Source organism: Tamlana sedimenti, from assembly GCF_038148895.1.
In the GTDB taxonomy this organism is placed as follows: domain Bacteria; phylum Bacteroidota; class Bacteroidia; order Flavobacteriales; family Flavobacteriaceae; genus Tamlana.
Genome location: NZ_JBBVGQ010000005.1, coordinates 165,498 through 185,882 on the forward strand (window position 1 = coordinate 165,498; position 20,385 = coordinate 185,882).

Annotated in this window: 19 protein-coding genes; 9 read left to right on the forward strand and 10 right to left on the reverse strand. The window is 36.7% G+C overall.

Annotated elements, in window-relative coordinates; all coding sequences use genetic code 11:
- Nucleotides 1-5 precede the first annotated feature (5 nt).
- Nucleotides 6-1,370 carry an oxygen-independent coproporphyrinogen III oxidase gene (gene hemN / locus WJN01_RS13155; RefSeq protein ID WP_445197622.1) on the reverse strand — a complete coding sequence of 455 codons (1,365 nt, stop codon included), beginning with the start codon at nucleotides 1,368-1,370 and terminating at the stop codon, nucleotides 6-8.
- A gap of 127 nt (nucleotides 1,371-1,497) precedes the next feature.
- Between hemN and WJN01_RS13160 the strand changes: the two genes are divergently transcribed.
- Both WJN01_RS13160 and WJN01_RS13165 read left to right on the forward strand, forming a co-directional pair.
- The gene (locus WJN01_RS13160; RefSeq protein WP_445197623.1) at nucleotides 1,498-2,073 is read left to right on the forward strand and encodes a superoxide dismutase family protein; all 576 of its coding nucleotides are present in this window, start codon (nucleotides 1,498-1,500) and stop codon (nucleotides 2,071-2,073) included.
- A 47-nt stretch (nucleotides 2,074-2,120) separates the two neighbouring features.
- Nucleotides 2,121-2,471 carry a ribose-5-phosphate isomerase gene (locus WJN01_RS13165; protein ID WP_445197624.1) on the forward strand — a complete coding sequence of 117 codons (351 nt, stop codon included), beginning with the start codon at nucleotides 2,121-2,123 and terminating at the stop codon, nucleotides 2,469-2,471.
- 137 nt (nucleotides 2,472-2,608) lie between these two features.
- Here WJN01_RS13165 and WJN01_RS13170 read toward each other — a convergent pair whose 3' ends face one another.
- From WJN01_RS13170 to WJN01_RS13180, 3 genes are all read right to left on the reverse strand, one after another.
- On the reverse strand, nucleotides 2,609-3,241 hold the full coding sequence (locus WJN01_RS13170) for a DUF8845 family protein (RefSeq protein ID WP_445197625.1): 633 nt from the start codon (nucleotides 3,239-3,241) through the stop codon (nucleotides 2,609-2,611).
- Between the two features lie 4 nt (nucleotides 3,242-3,245).
- Entirely contained in the window at nucleotides 3,246-3,740 is a 495-nt protein-coding gene (locus WJN01_RS13175) for an RNA polymerase sigma factor (RefSeq protein ID WP_370478322.1), read from the reverse strand.
- Between the two features lie 278 nt (nucleotides 3,741-4,018).
- The gene (locus tag WJN01_RS13180) at nucleotides 4,019-4,552 is read right to left on the reverse strand and encodes a hypothetical protein (RefSeq protein WP_445197626.1); all 534 of its coding nucleotides are present in this window, start codon (nucleotides 4,550-4,552) and stop codon (nucleotides 4,019-4,021) included.
- 288 nt (nucleotides 4,553-4,840) lie between these two features.
- Here WJN01_RS13180 and folE point away from each other — a divergent pair, with 288 nt between their 5' ends.
- The 3 genes from folE (at nucleotide 4,841) to yidD (ending at nucleotide 7,355) form a co-directional block, all read left to right on the forward strand.
- A complete protein-coding gene (gene folE / locus WJN01_RS13185; protein ID WP_445197627.1) occupies nucleotides 4,841-5,518 on the forward strand; it encodes a GTP cyclohydrolase I FolE in 678 nt (225 codons plus the stop codon).
- Between the two features lie 38 nt (nucleotides 5,519-5,556).
- Nucleotides 5,557-7,038 (forward strand): cysteine--tRNA ligase, encoded by a 1,482-nt coding sequence (gene cysS / locus WJN01_RS13190; RefSeq protein ID WP_445197628.1) that lies wholly within the window; start codon nucleotides 5,557-5,559, stop codon nucleotides 7,036-7,038.
- Nucleotides 7,039-7,133: 95 nt separating this feature from the next.
- A complete protein-coding gene (gene yidD / locus WJN01_RS13195) occupies nucleotides 7,134-7,355 on the forward strand; it encodes a membrane protein insertion efficiency factor YidD (protein ID WP_445197629.1) in 222 nt (73 codons plus the stop codon).
- Nucleotides 7,356-7,562: 207 nt separating this feature from the next.
- Here yidD and WJN01_RS13200 read toward each other — a convergent pair whose 3' ends face one another.
- Nucleotides 7,563-9,032 (reverse strand): aminoacyl-histidine dipeptidase, encoded by a 1,470-nt coding sequence (locus tag WJN01_RS13200; protein ID WP_445197630.1) that lies wholly within the window; start codon nucleotides 9,030-9,032, stop codon nucleotides 7,563-7,565.
- Nucleotides 9,033-9,159: 127 nt separating this feature from the next.
- On the opposite strand from WJN01_RS13200, the gene WJN01_RS13205 reads away from it, so the two are divergent.
- The 3 genes from WJN01_RS13205 to WJN01_RS13215 all read left to right on the forward strand — a co-directional run bounded on the left by WJN01_RS13205 (nucleotide 9,160) and on the right by WJN01_RS13215 (nucleotide 12,398).
- Nucleotides 9,160-10,227 (forward strand): DUF3810 domain-containing protein, encoded by a 1,068-nt coding sequence (locus WJN01_RS13205; protein ID WP_445197631.1) that lies wholly within the window; start codon nucleotides 9,160-9,162, stop codon nucleotides 10,225-10,227.
- 23 nt (nucleotides 10,228-10,250) lie between these two features.
- On the forward strand, nucleotides 10,251-11,045 hold the full coding sequence (locus tag WJN01_RS13210; RefSeq protein ID WP_445197723.1) for a TrmH family RNA methyltransferase: 795 nt from the start codon (nucleotides 10,251-10,253) through the stop codon (nucleotides 11,043-11,045).
- Between the two features lie 120 nt (nucleotides 11,046-11,165).
- Nucleotides 11,166-12,398, forward strand: coding sequence for a M48 family metallopeptidase (locus WJN01_RS13215; RefSeq protein ID WP_445197632.1), 1,233 nt, complete (start codon nucleotides 11,166-11,168; stop codon nucleotides 12,396-12,398).
- Nucleotides 12,399-12,443: 45 nt separating this feature from the next.
- Here the strand turns inward: WJN01_RS13215 and WJN01_RS13220 are convergent, their stop codons facing one another.
- A complete protein-coding gene (locus WJN01_RS13220; RefSeq protein ID WP_445197633.1) occupies nucleotides 12,444-13,295 on the reverse strand; it encodes a PPK2 family polyphosphate kinase in 852 nt (283 codons plus the stop codon).
- Nucleotides 13,296-13,469: 174 nt separating this feature from the next.
- Here WJN01_RS13220 and WJN01_RS13225 point away from each other — a divergent pair, with 174 nt between their 5' ends.
- On the forward strand, nucleotides 13,470-14,198 hold the full coding sequence (locus tag WJN01_RS13225; protein WP_445197634.1) for a hypothetical protein: 729 nt from the start codon (nucleotides 13,470-13,472) through the stop codon (nucleotides 14,196-14,198).
- A 4-nt stretch (nucleotides 14,199-14,202) separates the two neighbouring features.
- Here WJN01_RS13225 and WJN01_RS13230 read toward each other — a convergent pair whose 3' ends face one another.
- The 4 genes from WJN01_RS13230 to WJN01_RS13245 form a co-directional block, all read right to left on the reverse strand.
- Nucleotides 14,203-16,803 carry an alpha-L-arabinofuranosidase family protein gene (locus tag WJN01_RS13230; RefSeq protein WP_445197635.1) on the reverse strand — a complete coding sequence of 867 codons (2,601 nt, stop codon included), beginning with the start codon at nucleotides 16,801-16,803 and terminating at the stop codon, nucleotides 14,203-14,205.
- A gap of 11 nt (nucleotides 16,804-16,814) precedes the next feature.
- Nucleotides 16,815-17,804 (reverse strand): glycoside hydrolase family 43 protein, encoded by a 990-nt coding sequence (locus WJN01_RS13235; RefSeq protein WP_445197636.1) that lies wholly within the window; start codon nucleotides 17,802-17,804, stop codon nucleotides 16,815-16,817.
- A 48-nt stretch (nucleotides 17,805-17,852) separates the two neighbouring features.
- Entirely contained in the window at nucleotides 17,853-19,145 is a 1,293-nt protein-coding gene (locus tag WJN01_RS13240; RefSeq protein WP_445197637.1) for a BNR repeat-containing protein, read from the reverse strand.
- Nucleotides 19,146-19,221: 76 nt separating this feature from the next.
- The gene (locus WJN01_RS13245; protein WP_445197638.1) at nucleotides 19,222-20,385 is read right to left on the reverse strand and encodes a sigma-54-dependent transcriptional regulator; all 1,164 of its coding nucleotides are present in this window, start codon (nucleotides 20,383-20,385) and stop codon (nucleotides 19,222-19,224) included.

The window sequence follows — 20,385 nt, forward strand, 5'->3', positions numbered from 1 at the left end:
ACATGTTAAACAGTCATTGAAAACAACTGTGTATCGGGTTGTTTTCTTTGCAACAACAAATCAAAAGCCATACAAATGTTTCTCACATAGGGCTGGCCTTGTTTGGTAACCTCAATGGCACTGGGCTTTATATTGAGCAATCCATCTTTTTCCATTTCCTTTAACTTAATGAGCACATCTGGAATTTCTTTGAACCACAAATGTTCGTTATCCCAAGAGGTTTTAAATTGACACATCAAGTTAAGAATATGTTTTCGAATAATTAAATCTTCTTCGTTTAAAATATGCCCCCTATATACTGGCAAAGTATTTTCATCCAACAATTGGTAATAATCTTCAATGGTTTTCACATTTTGGGCAAAACCATACCAACTATCACTAATGGCCGATACACCAAGCCCAATCATGGCTTGCGTTTTTGATGCCGTATACCCCATAAAATTTCTGTGCAATTTGCCATTGACCATGGATTGATATAAGCTATCCTTTTTAAGGGCAAAATGGTCCATTCCAACTTCGGTGTAGCCAACTTCGGCTAGAAGTTCTTTGCCCGTTTCATATTGCATGCGTTTTAATTTCGCTGACGGCAAATCTTCATCATTAAAACCACGCTGGCCATTACCTTTTATCCAAGGCACATGGGCGTAACTGTAAAAAGCCAATCGGTCTGGCAACAGTTCCTTTGTTTTTAAGATGGTCTCCCGAACATGCTCTAAAGTTTGGAAGGGAAGCCCGAAAATAATATCATGACCTACAGAGGTGTACCCAATCTCCCTTGCAACTTCAGTTGCTTTCTTTACATTTTCAAATGGTTGAATTCTGTTTATGGCCTTTTGCACCGTTTCATTATAATCCTGTACGCCATAGCTTACTCGCCTAAAGCCAACGTCATACAAAGCCTGAAGATGTTCACGGGTAGTATTGTTTGGGTGACCTTCAAAACTAAATTCATAATTCTTAGCAAGTACGGCATCATTTAATATACCAGATATTAATTGCTTTAAGTTTTGCGGACTGAAAAAAGTAGGTGTACCGCCTCCAAGATGGAGTTCTTTAATAATTGGTTTTTCATCAAATAAGCTCAAGTACAGCTTCCATTCCTTTATAACAGCATTGATGTATGGCGATTCTACACTATGTTGTTTTGTTATGCGCTTATTGCATCCACAAAAGGTACACAGGCTTTCGCAAAAGGGTAAATGAATATAAAGACTGATGCCTTCTTCGGCGTTACTTTCATTAAATGATTTTATCAAGGAATTTTTCCAATTCTCCTGAGAAAACGTGGTTTGGTTCCAATAGGGCACAGTTGGGTAACTCGTATAACGAGGCCCAGCAATATTATATTTATTGACCAAAGATTTTAACATACCTAACATTTATAATTCAAAAGTAAACGAACATACAAATTAAAAATATGACATATGTCAGTTAAGATATTTGCAATTGTTTCATTATTGTTTTAACTTTCCATGAATCAAAAAAAACCTGAATAAAATGAAGAATTTAAGCTATTTAATATTGATATTGGTCCTTAGTTTAACCGCTTGTAAAAAAGTTAAAAAAGAAGTCGAAACCACTACAGAGGATATGGAAGCTGTTGAAGCTGTCGTATCTGAAGCAAAAAAATTAAAAATAGAGTTAGCACCAAAAAGTGAAAGTGATGTTACCGGCACTGTTTTTTTCAAAGAAGAAGATGGTGTAGTGAGCATGACCGCCATGCTGAGTGGTCTGGAACCTGGCGAACACGCCATTCATATTCACGCATCTTCTGATTGCTCTTCACCCGACGGAACATCTGCTGGTGGACATTGGAACCCAACAGCACAACCTCATGGAAAATGGGGCATGGCAGAAGGTTATCACAAAGGGGATATTGGCAATTTTACTGCCGATGAAAATGGCAATGCCACCGTTTCTTTTTCTACTGACGAATGGTGCATTGGCTGTGATGATGAAACCAAAAACATTGTTGGAAAGGGCGTTATTGTACACGCTGGCGCCGATGATTTTACATCACAACCCTCTGGAGCTGCTGGAGCAAGGGTAAGCTGTGCCGGCATTATTGAATAAATATTTTTCCATCAGCCTGTTCAATAATTTTCATTGACATCTAACTTATGCCCAAAACCCAGTATAGCGTTTATGTGGTAGAATTGTCAAAACGTGTTTTTACCGAACATGCCAAGTTTAGAAACGCAAACCCCCAGTTTAATGGTGTGCTGCAATGCCTTTATGTGGGCATGACAAGCAAAACTCCAAAGGAACGCTTTATGCAGCATAAAACAGTTTACACAAATAAAAAAGGGTATAAAATATCATCCAATATTGTTCAAAAGTATGGCATGTATTTGCGCCCTAGTTTATACAATCACCTTAACCCCATTGAAACAAGGGAAGAAGCTATGGATATTGAAGAAAAATTGGCGTTGTATTTAAGACGGCAGGGCTACGCCGTTTGGTACAATTAAAAACAAAAGCCTTTTGACGTTGGAATGAAATTAGCTGATTGTCGCGTTAGGGATTGGAATGGTTAGCTTTTGGCGAGGCGCGCATCGAGCCAAAACTATTAATACAAAGCCCGACCCTTGGGGAACGCCCCAAATATTTAAACCTCCAATCTTTTTAACTCCGCGTAATTTTTATTAAGTCGTTTTAGTAAAAAACCATAAATAAGCTTGTAGAACAACCATATGATGAGAATAAACAAACCTGTGGCCACAACTACTATAATCGTAAATATTATATACTGCTTATCACTAAAATGGGAAATTTGATCGGCTAATTCTGGGTCGTGAGTAAAGGCAAAATAAAAACCAATAATTACAGAAACCCCAGCCATAATTAGATTATACAAGACATAATACTTGACTATTTTTCGGGTCCGCAAAATGCTTTCCATTAATTTTTTTGAACTATCGGTTACCGAAATGGATTTATAGGATTTATAAAGTAGGTAGATGAACAAAATAATGACGGCATAACTAAAAATAGTAAGCCCATTAAACAGCAAATCATTGCCATATACCTCATCAAGCTTTCTTCTGTAAGAATCTGAAGTAAAATACGGAATGGAATTCACCAAAATCCAAAAAACAAGTTCGGCCACACTAATATAAAATAAGGTCTTTACAATAGAAGACGATTTTTTGCGCAGCATGGGGTAAATATCAGCAATAGACAGTTTATTGCGCTCTCCTTGTTTGTTCCAATCTCTTTTTAATATTTCTAATTCATCCATAACTCTACGGATTTAAAATGGTTTTTAGCTTGGTTTTAATTCTGTTCATTTTCACTCGGGCATTCACTTCACTAATACCTAAAGTTTCACTAATTTCTCGGTAATCCTTATCTTCAAGATAAAGAAAAACCAACGCCTTTTCAATATCATTTAGTTGGTGTACTGCTTGATAAAGAACTTTTAACTGCTGCTCTTCTGTATCGTCATACGCTTCAGTTTTTATTTTGAATTCCACACCGTCAAAATCTTGTGTTTTAATGCTGCGTTTTGATTTCCTGTAAAGCGTAATGGCCGTATTTAATGCCACACGATACATCCATGTACTGAATTTGGAATCGCCACGAAATTTGGGGTAGGCTTTCCAAAGTTGAATGGTAATCTCCTGAAACAAATCGTTGTGGGCATCATAATTATTGGTGTACAAACGGCAAACTTTGTGTGCAATATTTTGATGCTTTTCAAGCAATTCAACAAAACTATGTTCTAGTTCTTTATTCAATGATGATGGATTAGTTATTCTGTAAGTAGCTCTTTTTTTTGAAATGTTACAATGGTTTTTAAATAATGTTTTTTAAGACGCATTGTAAGTTTAAAATCTGGTAAGATATCCATACTAAATTTTAGATTTTTTTAGAATTGAAACCAAGATGAAAGAAAAAAAACAGGATTCACGAAAGTTCTGAACAAAAAGTTTAAATAACACTTATAAGATTCTGGATATCATAGTTTAAACTTATTACTATAAATAAAATCTATTGATGGTTTTTTAACAATTATCTATCTCTGATTTAATAATCTTTGAGCTGCAATCCTCGCCTCATCAACATATGGATTACTTAAATCAACTATTTGTTTTAATTCCTCCGTTGTTTTGTCGGCAAACTTCTGCTCGAAACGTTTTATCTTCGCTTCTAACCTGTCTTGCTTCTCATATTCGCTGGTTTTGCTTGTTGAAAACAACCAATAAACTTGGTCAATTAAACTCTTATTGAAGTACAAGAAAATAATCAATAATGCAAATGGAATTGGACTGAAGGAAATAAAGGGAATTTTAAATGCCCCGATGGCAAAGTGAAATCCAACATGATAAAAACCAACTATTCCCGCAGACCCAAGTAGCAATGTTATCCCAAAAATATATACATATACCTTTTTGTTTCGGAAGTAAAAAAACGCCGACAAAACTGTTAAGACTATTGCAAGATGATGTCTTGTGGTAAGCATATATTCTGTGAAACTTGTAATTACGACGGAAACCATTAAAAGAATTACGGCTAGAGATAAAGGGATTATATCTTTCTTAATTTTCATAAACGTCGGAAAGGACAGACTAAGCTAATCTTTATTTTGCATTATCCATTACTGAACGAATATAGACGAAATGTTTTACAAATTCAAACTTCCCAAGCAACAAAATTATCCCCTGTTTTTGTAAGGATTAATTCTTTAAAAACACAAAGCATAACAAAACTGAAATGCTTATCTTTGCAAATTAAATTTCGGCTTTTTGCCATCACATCTTTTGAACATTAAACCATTGATAACAAAGGCTTAACCAAAAAGAAAAAAGTGGCAAGTTGAACACAATAAATTGAACACATGAAATTCAATAATAACTTAGACGATTTTGATGCTTTAGGAAACGAGCATATCGGAACTTCTGAAAATACCCCAATGCGCCGTGATGCCTTTAAACTTTCCAATGAAGAAAAAATAGACATCATCAAGGACGATGTTCGCCATATCATGGAAACACTTGGGTTGGATTTAACCGACGACAGTTTAAAAGGCACACCAAACCGTGTGGCAAAAATGTTTGTAAAAGAAATTTTTGGTGGGTTAGATCCCGACAAAAAACCAAGCGCTTCAACATTTGAAAACAAATACAAATACGGTGAAATGTTGGTTGAAAAAAACATTACGGTTTATTCAACATGCGAACACCATTTGCTGCCCATAGTTGGCAAAGCACATATTGCTTACATTTCGAATGGCACTGTAGTGGGGCTTTCAAAAATGAACCGTGTGGTTGATTATTTTGCCAAACGACCACAAGTACAAGAGCGTTTGACCATTCAAATTGTAAGGGAGCTTCAAGACGTATTGGGCACCAAAGACGTAGCTTGTGTTATTGATGCCAAACACTTATGTGTAAATTCAAGAGGCATTCGAGATATTGAAAGCAGTACGGTGACTTCAGAATTTGGTGGCAAATTTAAAGATATGGCCACACGTCGAGAATTTCTTGATTACATAAAATTAGACACTCAGTTTTAGTTTAAAAACCCCAACAGCCAAGCATAAACTAACCAAAAATGCAATTGTATCAGACTCAAACTTTAAAAATATATAATTCACTAACTGGACAAAAAGAAACCTTCAAACCCATAGACGAGGGCTATGTGGGAATGTATGTTTGCGGCCCAACGGTTTACAGCAATGTTCATTTAGGCAATGTAAGGACCTTTATGTCTTTTGATATGATATTCAGGTATTTGAGGCATTTGGGCTACAAAGTGCGTTATGTTAGAAACATTACCGATGCGGGACATTTGGAAAATGATGCAGATTTAGGTGAAGATAAAATCACCAAAAAAGCACGGTTGGAACAAATTGAACCTATGGAAGTTGTGCAACGCTACACCGTAGATTTCCATAATATATTAAATACGTTCAACTTTTTACCGCCGAGTATTGAGCCAACGGCCACAGGGCATATAATTGAGCAAATTGAACTGATTAACACCATTATTGAAAACGGTTTTGCTTATGAGGTTAATGGCTCGGTTTATTTTGATGTACACAAATTCAATGAAACCAACGAATACGGAAAATTAAGCAAGCGTAAACTTGAAGATTTAATCCACAATACCAGAGAGCTGGATGGGCAAAGCGACAAAAAGAATCCCCAGGATTTTGCACTTTGGAAAAAGGCTGAACCCCAGCACATTATGCGATGGCCTTCACCATGGAGTGATGGCTTCCCTGGTTGGCACTTAGAGTGTACGGCTATGAGCACCAAATATTTGGGTGACCAATTTGATATTCACGGTGGTGGTATGGATTTAAAATTTCCTCATCATGAATGTGAAATAGCCCAAAATGAAGCGGCAAAAGGAAAGTCGCCCGTTAACTATTGGATGCATGCCAATATGTTGCAATTAAACGGACAGCGCATGTCTAAATCTACCGGAAACACAGTGAATCCGGATGAACTTTTATCGGGCAATAACTCGTTTTTCAGCAAAGCTTATTCGCCGAGCGTTATTCGCTTTTTCAATGCCCAATCCTCATACAGAAGTGTTTTGGATTTAACCGATGACGGCCTTTTGGCAAGCGAAAAAGGATTTTATAGGTTAATGGATGCTATCAACTTAATGGCCTCTTTAAAGTCTTCTAAAACGTCTTCAATTGATGTGAAAGCATGGAAACAGAAATGCTATGATGCCATGAATGACGATTTTAATTCACCTATTTTAATTGCACATTTGTTCGAGGCTTGCAAATACATCAATCAAATTAAAGAAGGTTCTGAAACCATTTCTGAGGAAGACTTAAACATGCTGAAAGAAACCATGAACAGTTTTGCTTTTGATGTTTTGGGGCTTGTAAATAGCGCTAAAAATGAAACAGGCACCGATAAATTGGCCGGGGCCGTTGATGTTTTAATAAAGTTAAGACAGGAAGCGAGAGCCAATAAAGATTTTGCCTTATCTGATAAAATTAGGGATAAACTTGCTGAAGTTGGCATTCAACTTAAAGATGGCAAGGACGGAACGACGTTTTCCATAAATTAGTTTGTCGTTTAGTTGTGTGTTGTTAAGTCGTATGTTGTTAAGTTGTTCAGCTTTTTTTCGACTCAACAACTAAACAAAAAACAAATAACAATAAATTGAAAAAACTCCTCATTGCACCGTTTCTTTTTTTAATAAAAGTATATCAAATTTTGATATCGCCTTTATTGCCCGCAACGTGCAGATATACCCCAACTTGTTCACACTACAGCAAGGAAGCACTACAAAAATATGGGTTGTTCAAAGGTGGTTGGTTAGCTTTAAAACGCATTTTTAGTTGTCACCCTTGGGGCGGAAGCGGTTACGACCCTGTACCGTAGAATCCTCATGTATCAACGGAGTTGGCTTCCCTTTAACCAAAAAAGTAATAAACAAGTAAAAAGCATTTATTTAAGTGTTTCTTTTTAGAGGCAGATTTGGGCGCTTACTTTATGTTTCACTTAAAAAATGCTTTTAACAAGTTTTATTTGATGGAATCAAACATAAACAAAACATCGATTAAATACAAATAATATCGATGAAATACATTAATTTTTATCAGCCTCTGGAATATTCTTCAAAATCTCCAAAACAAATTTCCAATATTTTTGAACCGATGAAATTTGAGCACGTTCGTCTGGGGAATGCGCTCCTTTAATGTTTGGGCCAAAACTAATCATATCCATATCGGGATAATTTTGCCCCAAAATACCACATTCCAAACCGGCATGGCAGGCTGCAACGTGTGGTTTTTTACCATTTAAATCGAGGTATATTTTTTCCATGACCTTTAAAATGGCTGAATTCATATTGGGCTCCCAGCCTGGATAATCTCCAGAGAATTCTATATCGCAACCTATCAATTCAAAAGTAGCCAATATTGAATTTGATAAATCTATTTTAGAGCTTTCAATGGACGAACGTGTAAGGCACTCAACCCTAAGATTTCCCTCTTTAACAAGTACCTTGGCAATGTTGTTTGATGTTTCAACCAAATCTGGTATATCGGCGCTCATTCGGTACACACCATTGTGCGCAGCGTACATCGCTCGTGTAAATGCTTCCTGAACATCTAAATCCATAACCAATTTTGGTCTTCTGGTTTTAGAAAGTAAGATTTCTAAATTAGGCTCGGTAGTTTTCAACTCAGATTTAATGGTTTGTATATGCAAGCTCATTTCCAACAAAAAGGTTTCTTCTTGAGCCGCATCAATGGCCACAATGGCATTGCTCTCTCTTGGTATGGCATTGCGCAAACCACCACCTTCAATTTCAGAAATTCGTAAACCAAAAAACTCGTAACTATCAAATAATAAGCGGTTCATTATTTTATTGGCATTACCCAATCCTTCATGAATCTGCATACCAGAATGCCCACCTTGCAGCCCTTTTACAGTTATTTTAAAACCTATTTTACCTTCTGGTATTTCCTCTTGGTTATAATCTCGTGTCGCCAAAACATCAATGCCTCCAGCACAGCCTACACCAATTTCATCGTCTTCCTCAGTATCTAAATTCAAAAGTATTTTACCTGTAAGCAAACCTGCTTCCAAGCCCATGGCCCCTGTCATACCAGTTTCCTCATCAACAGTAAACAAGGCTTCAATTGCTGGGTGCGGAATATCTGTGCTTTCCAGAATGGCCATAATCGTAGCCACGCCCAACCCATTGTCTGCGCCCAAGGTGGTGCCTTTGGCCCTAACCCAATCACCATCAACATACATTTCAATGCCTTGGGAATCAAAATCAAACTTGGTATCACTATTCTTTTGGTGCACCATATCGAGATGTGATTGCAAAACAATGGTAGCTCTACTTTCCATGCCAGCAGTCGCCGGCTTTTTTATGATGACATTTCCCACTTCATCTACAATGGTCACCAATCCTAAGTTTTCAGCAAAGTTTTCCATAAATTCGATAACGCGCTCTTCCTTTTTTGAAGGTCGTGGTACGGCGTTTAAATCGGCAAATTTATTCCAGAGTTGCTGGGGTTCAAGTTGTCTTATTTCTGAGCTCATAGTGTTTAAAATTGTGTTTCACAAAGGTACAAACCGAGACTAAAAATACTCAATTTATTATGATTTCTTTAATAGAAATGGATTTGAATCAAACGTGGAATAACAGGTTTTTTACTTATTTTTGAACATGCTGAAAAAGAAAAAAACCATACTTGCCCTGTCGTTAATCCCACAGTTCTTATTTATAAAATTACTGCAGAATTCCCCAGATTTTGTGGAGCGTTTTTACAGCAACGGCTTATACATTTTTATATCGAAAGTTTCTAGATACATTTTGGGCTGGTTGCCATTTTCGTTTGGTGATTTGGTTTATACCTTTGGTTCTATTTACATGATACGATGGTTTTATAAAAACCGAAAACGATTACTGACAGACACTAAAAATTGGCTAGCAGATGTGGGAGCTGCTGTGGCTGTGATTTACTTTGCCTTTCATTTATTTTGGGGCTATAATTACTACCGCCCACCCTTGCACAAAAACTTGAATTTGAATGCAGACTACACCACCGAACAGCTTATTTACATTACCGAAAAATTAATCGATAAATCGAATGAGTTTCATTCAGAAATCATGAACAACGACACGCTTAAAGTTGATATTCCTTATAGCAAAACGGACATTTTAAATATGGCCAGCTCAGGTAATGATAACCTAAAAACCATTTTTCCAGATTTGGAATACCACCCAAAAAGCATAAAAAAATCTATTTATAGTTACCCATTGACCTACATGGGCTTTAGTGGTTATTTAAACCCTTTGACGAATGAAGCACAAGTTGATGGCATTATTCCTGTATTTAAATTCCCAACCACGGCATCCCACGAAATTGCCCATCAATTAGGCTATGCCGCAGAAAACGAAGCTAATTTTATTGGGTGTTTGGCATCCATAAAACATGATGATGTTTACTTTAAATACGCCGGATATACTTTTGCACTTCGCTTTTGTTTGAATGAAATATACAACCGCGATGAATGTCTTTTTGAAGACCTAAAAGCCGATGTTAACCAAGGTATTTTAAAAAATTACCAAGAAACCCGCGAATTTTGGGAGGCGCATGAAAATCCTTTAGAGCCTTTTTTTAAGCTATTTTACAACAACTTTTTAAAGGCCAACAACCAAAGCAAAGGCATGGAAAGCTATAGTTATGTTGTGGCACTTTTGGTCAATTATTTTGGAAAAAACGCATTGTAAATAAAGTATATTTGCAAATCATGATAAAACAAATTTCCAGCGCACAAAACCCCTTTATCAAAGAACTTGTTCAATTAAAGGACAAATCGCGTGAACGTAAAAAATCGGGCACATTTTTAATTGAGGGTGTTCGTGAAATTGAACTTGCCATAAAAGGTGGTTTTCAATTGGAAACTGTTTTATTTTGCCCTGAATTATTTACTGAAGAACAACTAAACAACTTAACGACGCAGCAACTAAACACCATTGAAGTTTCAAAAGAGGTTTACGAAAAACTGGCTTATCGCACCACAACCGAAGGTGTTTTAGCCATTGCAAAAAGCAAAAGCCATTTGGTTGAAGATTTGGTATTTAAAACCAAAAACCCCTTAATTTTAGTTGCCGAGGCCCCTGAAAAACCGGGTAACATCGGCGCACTTTTACGCACTGCGGATGCAGCCCATGTTGATGCCGTAATTATCGCCAACCCTAAAACCGATTTATACAACCCAAACATTATTCGCTCAAGTGTGGGTTGCCTTTTTACCAATCAAATTGCCACGGGAACGACAGAAGAAATCATCACTTTTTTAAAGTCTAAGAACATAAACATTTATTGTGCCGCTTTGCAGGCTTCCGTACAGTATCACACACAAGATTTCACAAAACCCACCGCCATTGTTGTAGGTACAGAAGCTACAGGTTTAAGTGATGTTTGGTTAGAAAATACAACCCAAAACATCATTATTCCCATGCAGGGTGAAATTGATTCCATGAATGTTTCGGTTGCAGCAGGAATTCTTATTTTTGAGGCGAAAAGACAACGAAATTTTGAATAACTCGTCATTACGAAGAAGGAACGACTAAAGTAATCTTTCAAATTAAAAACAAAATGAAACAGATTGCCACGCCGTCCAGATAGTAATCGGGACTCCTCGCAATGACAACACCAAACCAATATGACCGCCACTACTCTATTTTACATCATCATCGCCATAATCGTTTTAAACTTCATTATCGATAAAATTTTGGATGCCTTGAATGCCAAACATTTTAATGATGAACTCTCAAAAGAGCTTAAAGATGTTTACGACCATGAAGAATACAAAAAATCACAAGAATACAAAGCAACCAAATATAGATTCGGTCTTTTAACCTCATCGTTTTCAATAGTATTGACCCTTGCATTTCTCATCTTTGATGGATTTGAATTCGTTGATAATATCGCTAGAAGTTATAGCAATAACCCAATAATTGTGGCTTTACTATTTTTCGGAATCATCATGATTGCGAGTGATATTCTAACGACTCCTTTTTCATATTACAGCACTTTTGTTATTGAAGACAAATTTGGTTTTAACAAAACCACTTTAAAAACTTTTATACTCGACAAAATAAAAGGTTGGTTGATGATGGCCATAATTGGCGGTGGTATTTTGGCCCTCATCATTTGGTTTAATCAAGAAACTGGCACTAGTTTTTGGGTTTATGCATGGGGGTTAGTTGCCTTATTCACGTTGTTTATGAACATGTTTTATTCAAAACTCATTGTGCCTTTGTTCAATAAACAAATGCCTTTGGAAGAAGGCACATTGCGCGATAAAATTTCGGCATATGCCAAAACAGTTGGATTTAAACTCGATAAAATTTTTGTGATTGATGGCTCTAAAAGAAGCACCAAGGCCAATGCTTATTTTTCTGGATTTGGCAGTGAAAAAAGGGTAACACTTTACGATACATTAATCAATGATTTAGAAGATGAAGAAATTGTTGCGGTATTGGCGCATGAAGTTGGGCATTATAAAAAGAAACATATAATTTTCAATCTGATAGCCTCAATTTTAATGACGGGGTTTATGCTTTTTGTATTATCACTTTTTATTTCAAACCCCTTATTGTCGCATGCTTTGGGCGTTGAAATAGCAAGTTTCCATATCGGCTTAATTGCGTTTGCATTACTTTACACGCCAATTTCTGAAATTACGGGATTGATTATGAATCTATTTTCCAGAAAGTTTGAATACCAAGCAGACGATTATGCCAAAAACACTTTTAAAGGCGAGCCTCTTATCTCCTCATTAAAAAAGCTATCAAAAAACAGTTTGAGCAATTTAACGCCACATCCTGCTTATGTTTTTATGCATTATTCGCACCCTACTTTATTGCAACGAATTAAGAATTTACGGAAGTAATTCTTTTAAAACCAACATCATCTATTCCAAATAGTGAAGGAATAACTACTCGTTATTTAATTGATCCTTATAGGTTTCAATATTAGCCTTTGTTTCGTCATCCAATTCAGGCTCTTTTATATCAGCATAGGCCATTAAGGCATCGTGCATTATTTTCGCCACCAAGTAACGGGCTGTTGGCTTATCGTCAGCCGGAATGACGTACCACGGTGCATGTGGTTTGGACGTTCTATTAATGGCATCTTCATAGCAGTCTTGATATTTGTCCCAAAGCTTGCGTTCCTTTAAATCGCCCGCCGAAAACTTCCAGTTCTTTTCCTGTTTTCTTAAACGACGCAATAATCGGTTTTTTTGCTCTTCTTTTGAAAGGTTTAAAAAGAACTTAAAGATAACGGTGCCATTTTCGGCCAAATGCTTTTCGAAGTTATTGATTTGCTCAAAACGTTTATCCCAAAAGGCGTCATCAATATCCTCCACTGAATTGACCGTAGGAATACCTTCACCCAAAATGTAATTAGGATGAACACGTGTTACCAACACATTTTCATAATGCGTTCGGTTGAACACCCCAAATTTGCCCCGTTCGGGCAGGGCAAGGTAATGTCTCCATAAATAATCATGCCCAAGTTCTTTATCGGTTGGCACTTTAAAACTATGCACCTGAACACCGCGCACGTTAAAATCCTTAAAAACTTCACGCACTAAACTATCCTTGCCTGAGGTATCCATACCTTGTAAACACACCAAAACCGAATATTTATCGTGGGCATACATGGTGTTTTGCCAATCGCCCAATTTTTTTCTAACGGATTTCAATTCCTTTTTGGCATCATCTATAACTACCTTGGTTTCAGTATTTTTTAACTGTATTGGAGAGGTGACTTTATACGTGTTCATTTCTTAAAGTTTTATGTAGACTTAAATATAAAAAATGTGATTGATTATAAAATGAAATTAATGGTTTTCATCGATAAACGACACCACCTTTACCTGATTTCGATGAATGGCACGCTGTTTCAGCTAGTTTTTTCTACATTCGTCCTACCTATTTATGTAACTAACCCCAAAACCATGAAAAATTTTAGCCTAATTTTATGCTTAATTACGTCTTCATTTATTAATGCACAAAACAGTTGCGACCAAGCCAGCGCCTATTTGGTGAATGCTTATTCGCACGTTAAAGATGCCTACGATTCAAACAACATTAGCCACTTGCAATATTATGCAAACCGCTCAATGGAGTCTTTTAAACTCTCCAAAGAAAACCTTGTGAACTGTGGCTGCCTGAAGTCATTAGCCTTAGCTAATAAAGGCATAGATTTGTTGGCAAAAGTTGAACATGTTGAAATTTATGAGGATGGGCGTTTTTACGTAAAGCGTGCCAAAGAAATTGCAAAAGAAAGTATTGTTGAACTCGATAAATTCACAGCTTCTTCATATAAAAATGAACCGCTTACTTCATTGGAACTTGAACAAGAGCAGTTAAGGCAACAACAAGTGGCTTTGAAACAAAAAGAAGAAGAAATAAAGCGAAAACTTGCAGACCAAGAATTAAAATCTGCTCAGTTAAAAAGAGAAAAACTTATTAATGATTATAAAACGGCTTTAGTTTCTAACATTAAGTCGTATAACGACGCTTTAGATATTTGCAACTGCAACCACAATCAATTAAGCTATAATGAAGGTGAAAATGAAATATCCTCCAAAAGCATTGAGGAAATTAAAACCCATTATATAGCGAATATAAGGGAAATTACTGCGACTTATTTAAGCACTTTAAGTTCATGCACAAGCAATTAAAAGGTTAAGATTTAATTCGGATAACTGAAAAAGAATAAGCTGGCATTTGATAATCAAAAGTTTCAGAAACCTTTACTTTTGAAACAGATGGCTTTTGGTTTTCGTCATTGGGTTCTCCCTTAAGAACACTCAAAATGGCATCCTGATTATCAACAGCCAAATCTTTTAAATTGATGGTTGAGTTCACGTCAACAGGAAGCACGTTCACCAATTTAATAATCAAATCCCCGCTAGCTGAATCTTTTACAACCGAAGATGCTACACGCTGCTTTACCTTTTTATCATTATTTGACAGCTTCACATGACTTGGAATGTAGGTTTCTCCAGAGTTATTTCCGTAAAGCTGTTGCACATAATAATCAACCGTAAGATTTACATCGGTGTTAGTAAAATAAATCAAATCAGGAGTCCATTGTGTATGCCCCTTTTTCGCTAATAGCGGTGCAAAAGATGTCATGGCAACCACATCGGCATTTCGTTCAATAGATGTTAAATACAAGGCTTCACAAAGTGCTGTTTGTATGTTCATTCTTCTATTAGGAACATGAGTAGCGTATTCCCCTAAATACACTTTGGATTTGCTTCTATCATACGAATCATAAAAATCCTGATTATTGATAAACCAACCCGGTGTTTGGTAATAATGTTCATCAACCATTGGAATTTGCAATCTTTCAGCCAAATCCCAACCTTCCTCATAATCGGTTCCCATGTAAAAAGGGCCAACGGTTCCTATTACTGTTATTTCTGGATGCTTTTCTTTTACTGCATTAAAAATCATCGTGAAACGTTCTTCAAAAACATCAGTAATCAAATCTTCATTACCAATGCCCACATATTCTAAATTGAAGGGTTCTGGGTGCCCAGCTTTAGCACGAACTTTTCCCCATTTGGTGTTTTTATCGCCATTTGCCCATTCAATTAAATCCAAAACATCTTGCACATAATCGTCCATCTCTTCCATGGGAATACCACATTGCTGACCATGGCCGCCCGTTGAAGAATTTTGACAAGGCACACCCGCTGCCAGAACTGGAACGGGTTCTGCATTGATGTCTTCACAAAACTGAAAATACTCGAAATACCCCAAACCAGCCGTTTGATGGTAACGCCAAATATTGGGCTGAGGAACTCGCTCTTCTAAATCGCCAATAGTATTTTTCCATTTGTAAATATTATCAATCCCGTCTCCATGGGCCACACAACCACCCGGAAAACGGACAAATTTTGGGTTTAAATCCGCAATGGTTTGGGCCAAATCGGCACGCAAACCATTTTTCCTGTTTTTGAATGTATTTTGAGGAAAGAGTGAAACCATATCCAAAGCCAGTTTTCCTGTTGTACTTGGAATAACTTCCAATACAGCATTGGCGACTGTAGTTTTAACTTTGATAACGGATTGGTGTTTTTTCCAATTTTTGCCAATATTTTTAATTGAAGTTTCGCTGATAACTTTTCCGCTTACATCTTTTATTTTAATCAACAAATTTTGTTTTGAATCGCCTAAGTTTTTGGCAAATAAAGAAACATCATATTTTTCACCTTGTTTAACAGGAATACCATCATAACCTTCATTCACCAAACCAGTTCCTGATTTTTTAATATCCAAAACAGCATAATGTGGATTGTTTTTATGAATTGGCGATGTTGTTTCAATGGATAATTCTATAGCTTCCGGATTTACCGACCATGCTTTGGTGCTCGTCCAAGTTGTATCTCTAAATTTTGTATCGGAAACCTGATATTCAAAATCACGATTTTGGATTAATTCGGCATACAACCCTCCATCTGCAGCATAATTAATATCTTCAAAAAAAACACCAATTAATAAATCACTTATTTTTTTTCCTTTTTCTGGTTGCAAGGTTATATTGGCATCCAAAGGCTTTAAATCCATAAAGCGTTCAGGGTCGTCGTTTAAATTTTCGTTTCTTTCAATATTATGAAATTGCACCCACTCTTCATGTTTTATCAGTTGGTCAACCAAATCCCAGGTTACTTTATAAACAAGACCCCTTTCCGCTTTTCCGTTTAAAACAATGTCAACCCGCTCATTCATTCTATCAGATGAAGCAATTTTTTTGATTTCTGAATAATTCTTGAAATCGGTAGTTGTGATTTGATATGCTTCTAGATTTGAGTCTTCACCTGAACTGCTCAACCATGAAATCACATAATTTTCTCCAGAAGCATCGAAACAAACCTCAGGCTCCTGAAAATTTCCAACATCCTTAACTTGCGGATAAGATTGTCGTTTCCACTCATACAAATTTTTGGATTTAGCATGTGCAAAAACATTAACCTCATCATTTAAGCTCCAAATGCAGTGCCACACACCTTCATTGTCCTGAAACAAATATGGGTTGTACATCCGTTTTTGTGAGCCCCAACTTCCAAAATCTGAAAACAAAAATGTATGGTTTGGGCCAATTTCGTGCCAGTTTTCCTTATCTACGCTCCATGCTAGATTTAACCCACTTCTACCATCATTGGTTGAATAGGCAAAAAGATATACTTCGCCTGGGTCTTCATTTAAATTATTGGCTGAAACGAAGGTTGCCTGAATCAGAAAAAGCAATAGGTGAATTTGGCTTTTAATTTTCATAATATTATTAGTTACGGAATATAAGGTTTGATAACAACCAGTTTGTCGCCAGACAAATCTACTTCAAAGAAATGCGGAATTCTAATGGTTCTGCCATCAACTTTTTTATGGCTATGCACACCCATCAACTGTTTACCATCAAAGGCTTTAAACAACATACCATGACCAAAATTTGGTGGTGTTATGGGTTCATTTTCTTGAATCCACGGACCATCCAAAGTACCACTTTCAGAATATGCTACACCCTGGGTGTAAATATCATATACCCAACTTGTCCATAACATCCCCAATCTCCCTGTACCCGTTTTAAACAAAAATGGCCCATCAGTAACTTTATTAGGTTTAACATTTCCATCTGCATCCTTTTCTTTACTCCAAGGCGAGTCACTGGCTTTAAAAAGTAGCTCCCCTTCACCAATGGAGCCACTTAAATCGAGTTTCAACTCAATTTTTTCAATAGTACCATTTCCATTTTGCAACCACTCATAACAGTAAACCATATAAGGTTTTCCGTCAGAATCGACCCAAAATGTACCATCAAGCGTTGGCATATCAGCAGGCAAATAAGTTTCATCTTTCATGGGCACATAAGGTCCATCTGGGTTATCGGAAACCAAGACGTGGCTTGCCCGTCTCTCAATAATATTCCCTGCAACAGTATCAATTTTTACCTTTCGGTTTGTGAATGTGGCGAAATAGTAGTATTTGTTTTTGAACTGATGAAGTTCTGCCGCCCAAATCATAGGCTTTGGTCCCATCCAAGAATTTGGGTCGGTTTCGGCAATCATGTAAGGTCCTCCCCAAAGTTTTAAATCTTTGCTTTTCCAAAGTTTTCCGCCCGTACCCGTCATATAGTATGTTTGTGTTGCCTCATCAGCTAAAACATAAGGATCGCTAAGGCGAACGGAATTTAGAGGAATCTCTTTTTTAACCCGGCTCTTAACTTGGGATTTACAAGACACAAAACAAAACACAGAAACAAGTATGAATAAGGTTCTCATAACTTTTGGTTTAATTTGATAGAAGAAAGGGATTTCCTCTATTTATTCCTATTTAGTTAGTTTATTGATATTTTTAATACTTAAAACCTTCACATCTGAAGATTCATTTTCTGCCAAACCTTCTCCATCAATTTGGGTAACCTTTTGAAGAAAAATGTTTAATTCCTTTTTGGAATTCCATAGCGAAACATCATAATTTGGTTCCCATTGGCCAACAGAATCGTAAGTTAAATCTACCACTTTCCACAACTTATTCTTTAATGGTGCATACGCTAAAGACAACCTGTTTTGGCGCTCTTCATCTCTAAACATGATTGAAACTATTCTATCATTGTTCTCGTCTTCAACCAAAACGGAAGGGCGTGAAATAGGGATTCTTTTAGTACCACCACCACCCAAAACAAAAGGTGTTTTTCTGAAACCCGTGTTTAATTTTTTCCAAACGCCTTGCTCCAAATAAACTATTTGAAATTGTGGAATCTTGTTTTCATCATTCCAATAATTCACAATATAAGGATTTCCAAAATCATCGGTAGTCATTGAGGTTTGATTGATGAGATTGGAGTTTTGCGGAATTTTCCATGCATATTCTGCCGAAGCTAAATTAATGGGCAGATTGTATTTTTCACCTGTTGATTTTTCCCAAGTTACACCACCATCTTTAGACCGTGCATAGGCCAAATCATGGTTTGTTTCCACACCCCAAGTTTCTCGCCAAACCCACGACAAATGGATTACACCCGTTTTATCTACACAAACCTGCCAATAGGCGCTTCGTTTATCTTCACCATCAATTAAATTATTTTGAAGCTGTGTCCACTTTTTTGATGAAACATCATACGAATTAATGACCAAATTACCCCTGCCCGATTCACCAGAGCGATAAAAAAACAACAGATTGCCATTGGGTAAATTATAAAACTCTGGATAGGTTACTCTATCTTCTTGTTCACCTGTCATGGCCAATTCATCACCCAGCTCCAAACTTAAAGGCTTCTTGCTTTTGGTATAACGTAATTTGGTGTTGTGATGGTCCCAACTTAAATGTAAAAATCCATCACCATCAATGGCTATGCTGATACTATTGTGTGCATCTTTAGTATTACCCTTGTATTGTGTTTTATGGGTTTCCCAGTTGCTTGAATGAAGCTTTCTCTTTGCTAAAATCACATAACTATCGGCATCATAATATGCAATAAATTGATGGTTTTTAAAAGTGGTAATGGCATTTTTCCGAAACTTAACCGTATTTACCGAATTACTGCTCCAACCCCCACCAACTTCTGAAATAGTTACATTGCTTTTACAAGAGCTCAGGCTCATGCAAACAAAAACAAACATTAAAGCGTTTTTGAGAAAGCTTATTAATTGAAGTTTTGAATGGGTTTTTAATTTCACAGAGAACTTTAGATTTACCTTATTTTGAAGCAAAAAGTTTTACATCTTGCTCACTTACTTCTGCACCACCCAAAATAATTAAGCGTTCAACCACGTTTCGGAGTTCTCTAATATTTCCCGTCCAGTCATACTCCTGAAGCAATTTTATGGCCTTCTCAGAAAATGCTTTTTTTGAATTTCCTTGTTCTGAAGCTATTTTTTCAGCAAAATGGTCGACCAACAACGGAATATCATCACGTCTTTCATTCAATGAAGGTACCTGCACCAAAATAACCGCAAGCCTGTGGTATAAATCTTCACGGAACTTACCGTCTTCTATTTCCTTTTTTAAATTTTTGTTGGTGGCAGCAATTACCCGAACATCAACCTTAATATCTTTATCGCTACCAACACGCTGAATTTTGTTTTCCTGCAACGCACGGAGTACTTTGGCTTGGGCTGAAAGACTCATATCTCCAATTTCATCGAGAAAAATAGTACCACCGTTGGCCGCTTCAAATTTTCCTGCTCTATCTTTTGCCGCACTGGTAAACGCCCCTTTTACGTGACCAAACAATTCACTTTCAATCAATTCTGATGGAATGGCTGCACAATTTACCTCAATTAAATTGGCTTTGGCACGCTCGCTCTTTTCATGCAACCAATGCGCTACCAATTCTTTTCCTGTTCCGTTTGGGCCTGTAATTAAAACTCGAGCATCGGTTGGGGCTACCTTGTCAATGATATCCTTGATTTGTGAAATGGCATCACTTTCGCCAATCATTTCATATTTCTTACTGACCTTCTTTTTAAGAATTTTATTTTCAACAACCAATTCCTTTCTATCCAAAGCATTGCGAACCGTGTTTAAAAGTCGGTTTAAATCTGGGGGTTTTGAAATGTAGTCAAAAGCCCCTAAACGCATGGTATTAACTGCAGTATCTAAATCGCCATGACCAGAAATCATAACAATTGGGATTTCGGGTTTCAGTTTTTTAACGGCTTCCAATACCTCAACACCATCCATTTTTGGCATTTTTATATCGCAAAGCACCAAGTCGTAGTCTTCATTTTTTATTTTTTCTAAACCCTGCAAGCCATCTTCAGCTTCTTCAACTTGGTAGGCATCATTTTCTTCTGAAAGGATTTTCACAAGTACTCTTCTAATGGCTGCCTCGTCTTCTATTACTAGTATTTTTGACAT

Excerpts from the sequence above, each read along its gene's own strand:
- hemN (WP_445197622.1), bottom strand. The coding sequence starts at position 1,370 with ATGTTAAAATCTTTGGTCAATAAATATAATATTGCTGGGCCTCGTTAT.
- WJN01_RS13160 (WP_445197623.1), top strand. The coding sequence starts at position 1,498 with ATGAAGAATTTAAGCTATTTAATATTGATATTGGTCCTTAGTTTAACC.
- WJN01_RS13165 (WP_445197624.1), top strand. The coding sequence starts at position 2,121 with ATGCCCAAAACCCAGTATAGCGTTTATGTGGTAGAATTGTCAAAACGT.
- WJN01_RS13170 (WP_445197625.1), bottom strand. The coding sequence starts at position 3,241 with ATGGATGAATTAGAAATATTAAAAAGAGATTGGAACAAACAAGGAGAG.
- WJN01_RS13180 (WP_445197626.1), bottom strand. The coding sequence starts at position 4,552 with ATGAAAATTAAGAAAGATATAATCCCTTTATCTCTAGCCGTAATTCTT.
- folE (WP_445197627.1), top strand. The coding sequence starts at position 4,841 with ATGAAATTCAATAATAACTTAGACGATTTTGATGCTTTAGGAAACGAG.
- cysS (WP_445197628.1), top strand. The coding sequence starts at position 5,557 with ATGCAATTGTATCAGACTCAAACTTTAAAAATATATAATTCACTAACT.
- WJN01_RS13200 (WP_445197630.1), bottom strand. The coding sequence starts at position 9,032 with ATGAGCTCAGAAATAAGACAACTTGAACCCCAGCAACTCTGGAATAAA.
- WJN01_RS13205 (WP_445197631.1), top strand. The coding sequence starts at position 9,160 with ATGCTGAAAAAGAAAAAAACCATACTTGCCCTGTCGTTAATCCCACAG.
- WJN01_RS13215 (WP_445197632.1), top strand. The coding sequence starts at position 11,166 with ATGACCGCCACTACTCTATTTTACATCATCATCGCCATAATCGTTTTA.
- WJN01_RS13220 (WP_445197633.1), bottom strand. The coding sequence starts at position 13,295 with ATGAACACGTATAAAGTCACCTCTCCAATACAGTTAAAAAATACTGAA.
- WJN01_RS13225 (WP_445197634.1), top strand. The coding sequence starts at position 13,470 with ATGAAAAATTTTAGCCTAATTTTATGCTTAATTACGTCTTCATTTATT.
- WJN01_RS13230 (WP_445197635.1), bottom strand. The coding sequence starts at position 16,803 with ATGAAAATTAAAAGCCAAATTCACCTATTGCTTTTTCTGATTCAGGCA.
- WJN01_RS13235 (WP_445197636.1), bottom strand. The coding sequence starts at position 17,804 with ATGAGAACCTTATTCATACTTGTTTCTGTGTTTTGTTTTGTGTCTTGT.
- WJN01_RS13240 (WP_445197637.1), bottom strand. The coding sequence starts at position 19,145 with ATGTTTGTTTTTGTTTGCATGAGCCTGAGCTCTTGTAAAAGCAATGTA.
- WJN01_RS13245 (WP_445197638.1), bottom strand. The coding sequence starts at position 20,385 with ATGTCAAAAATACTAGTAATAGAAGACGAGGCAGCCATTAGAAGAGTA.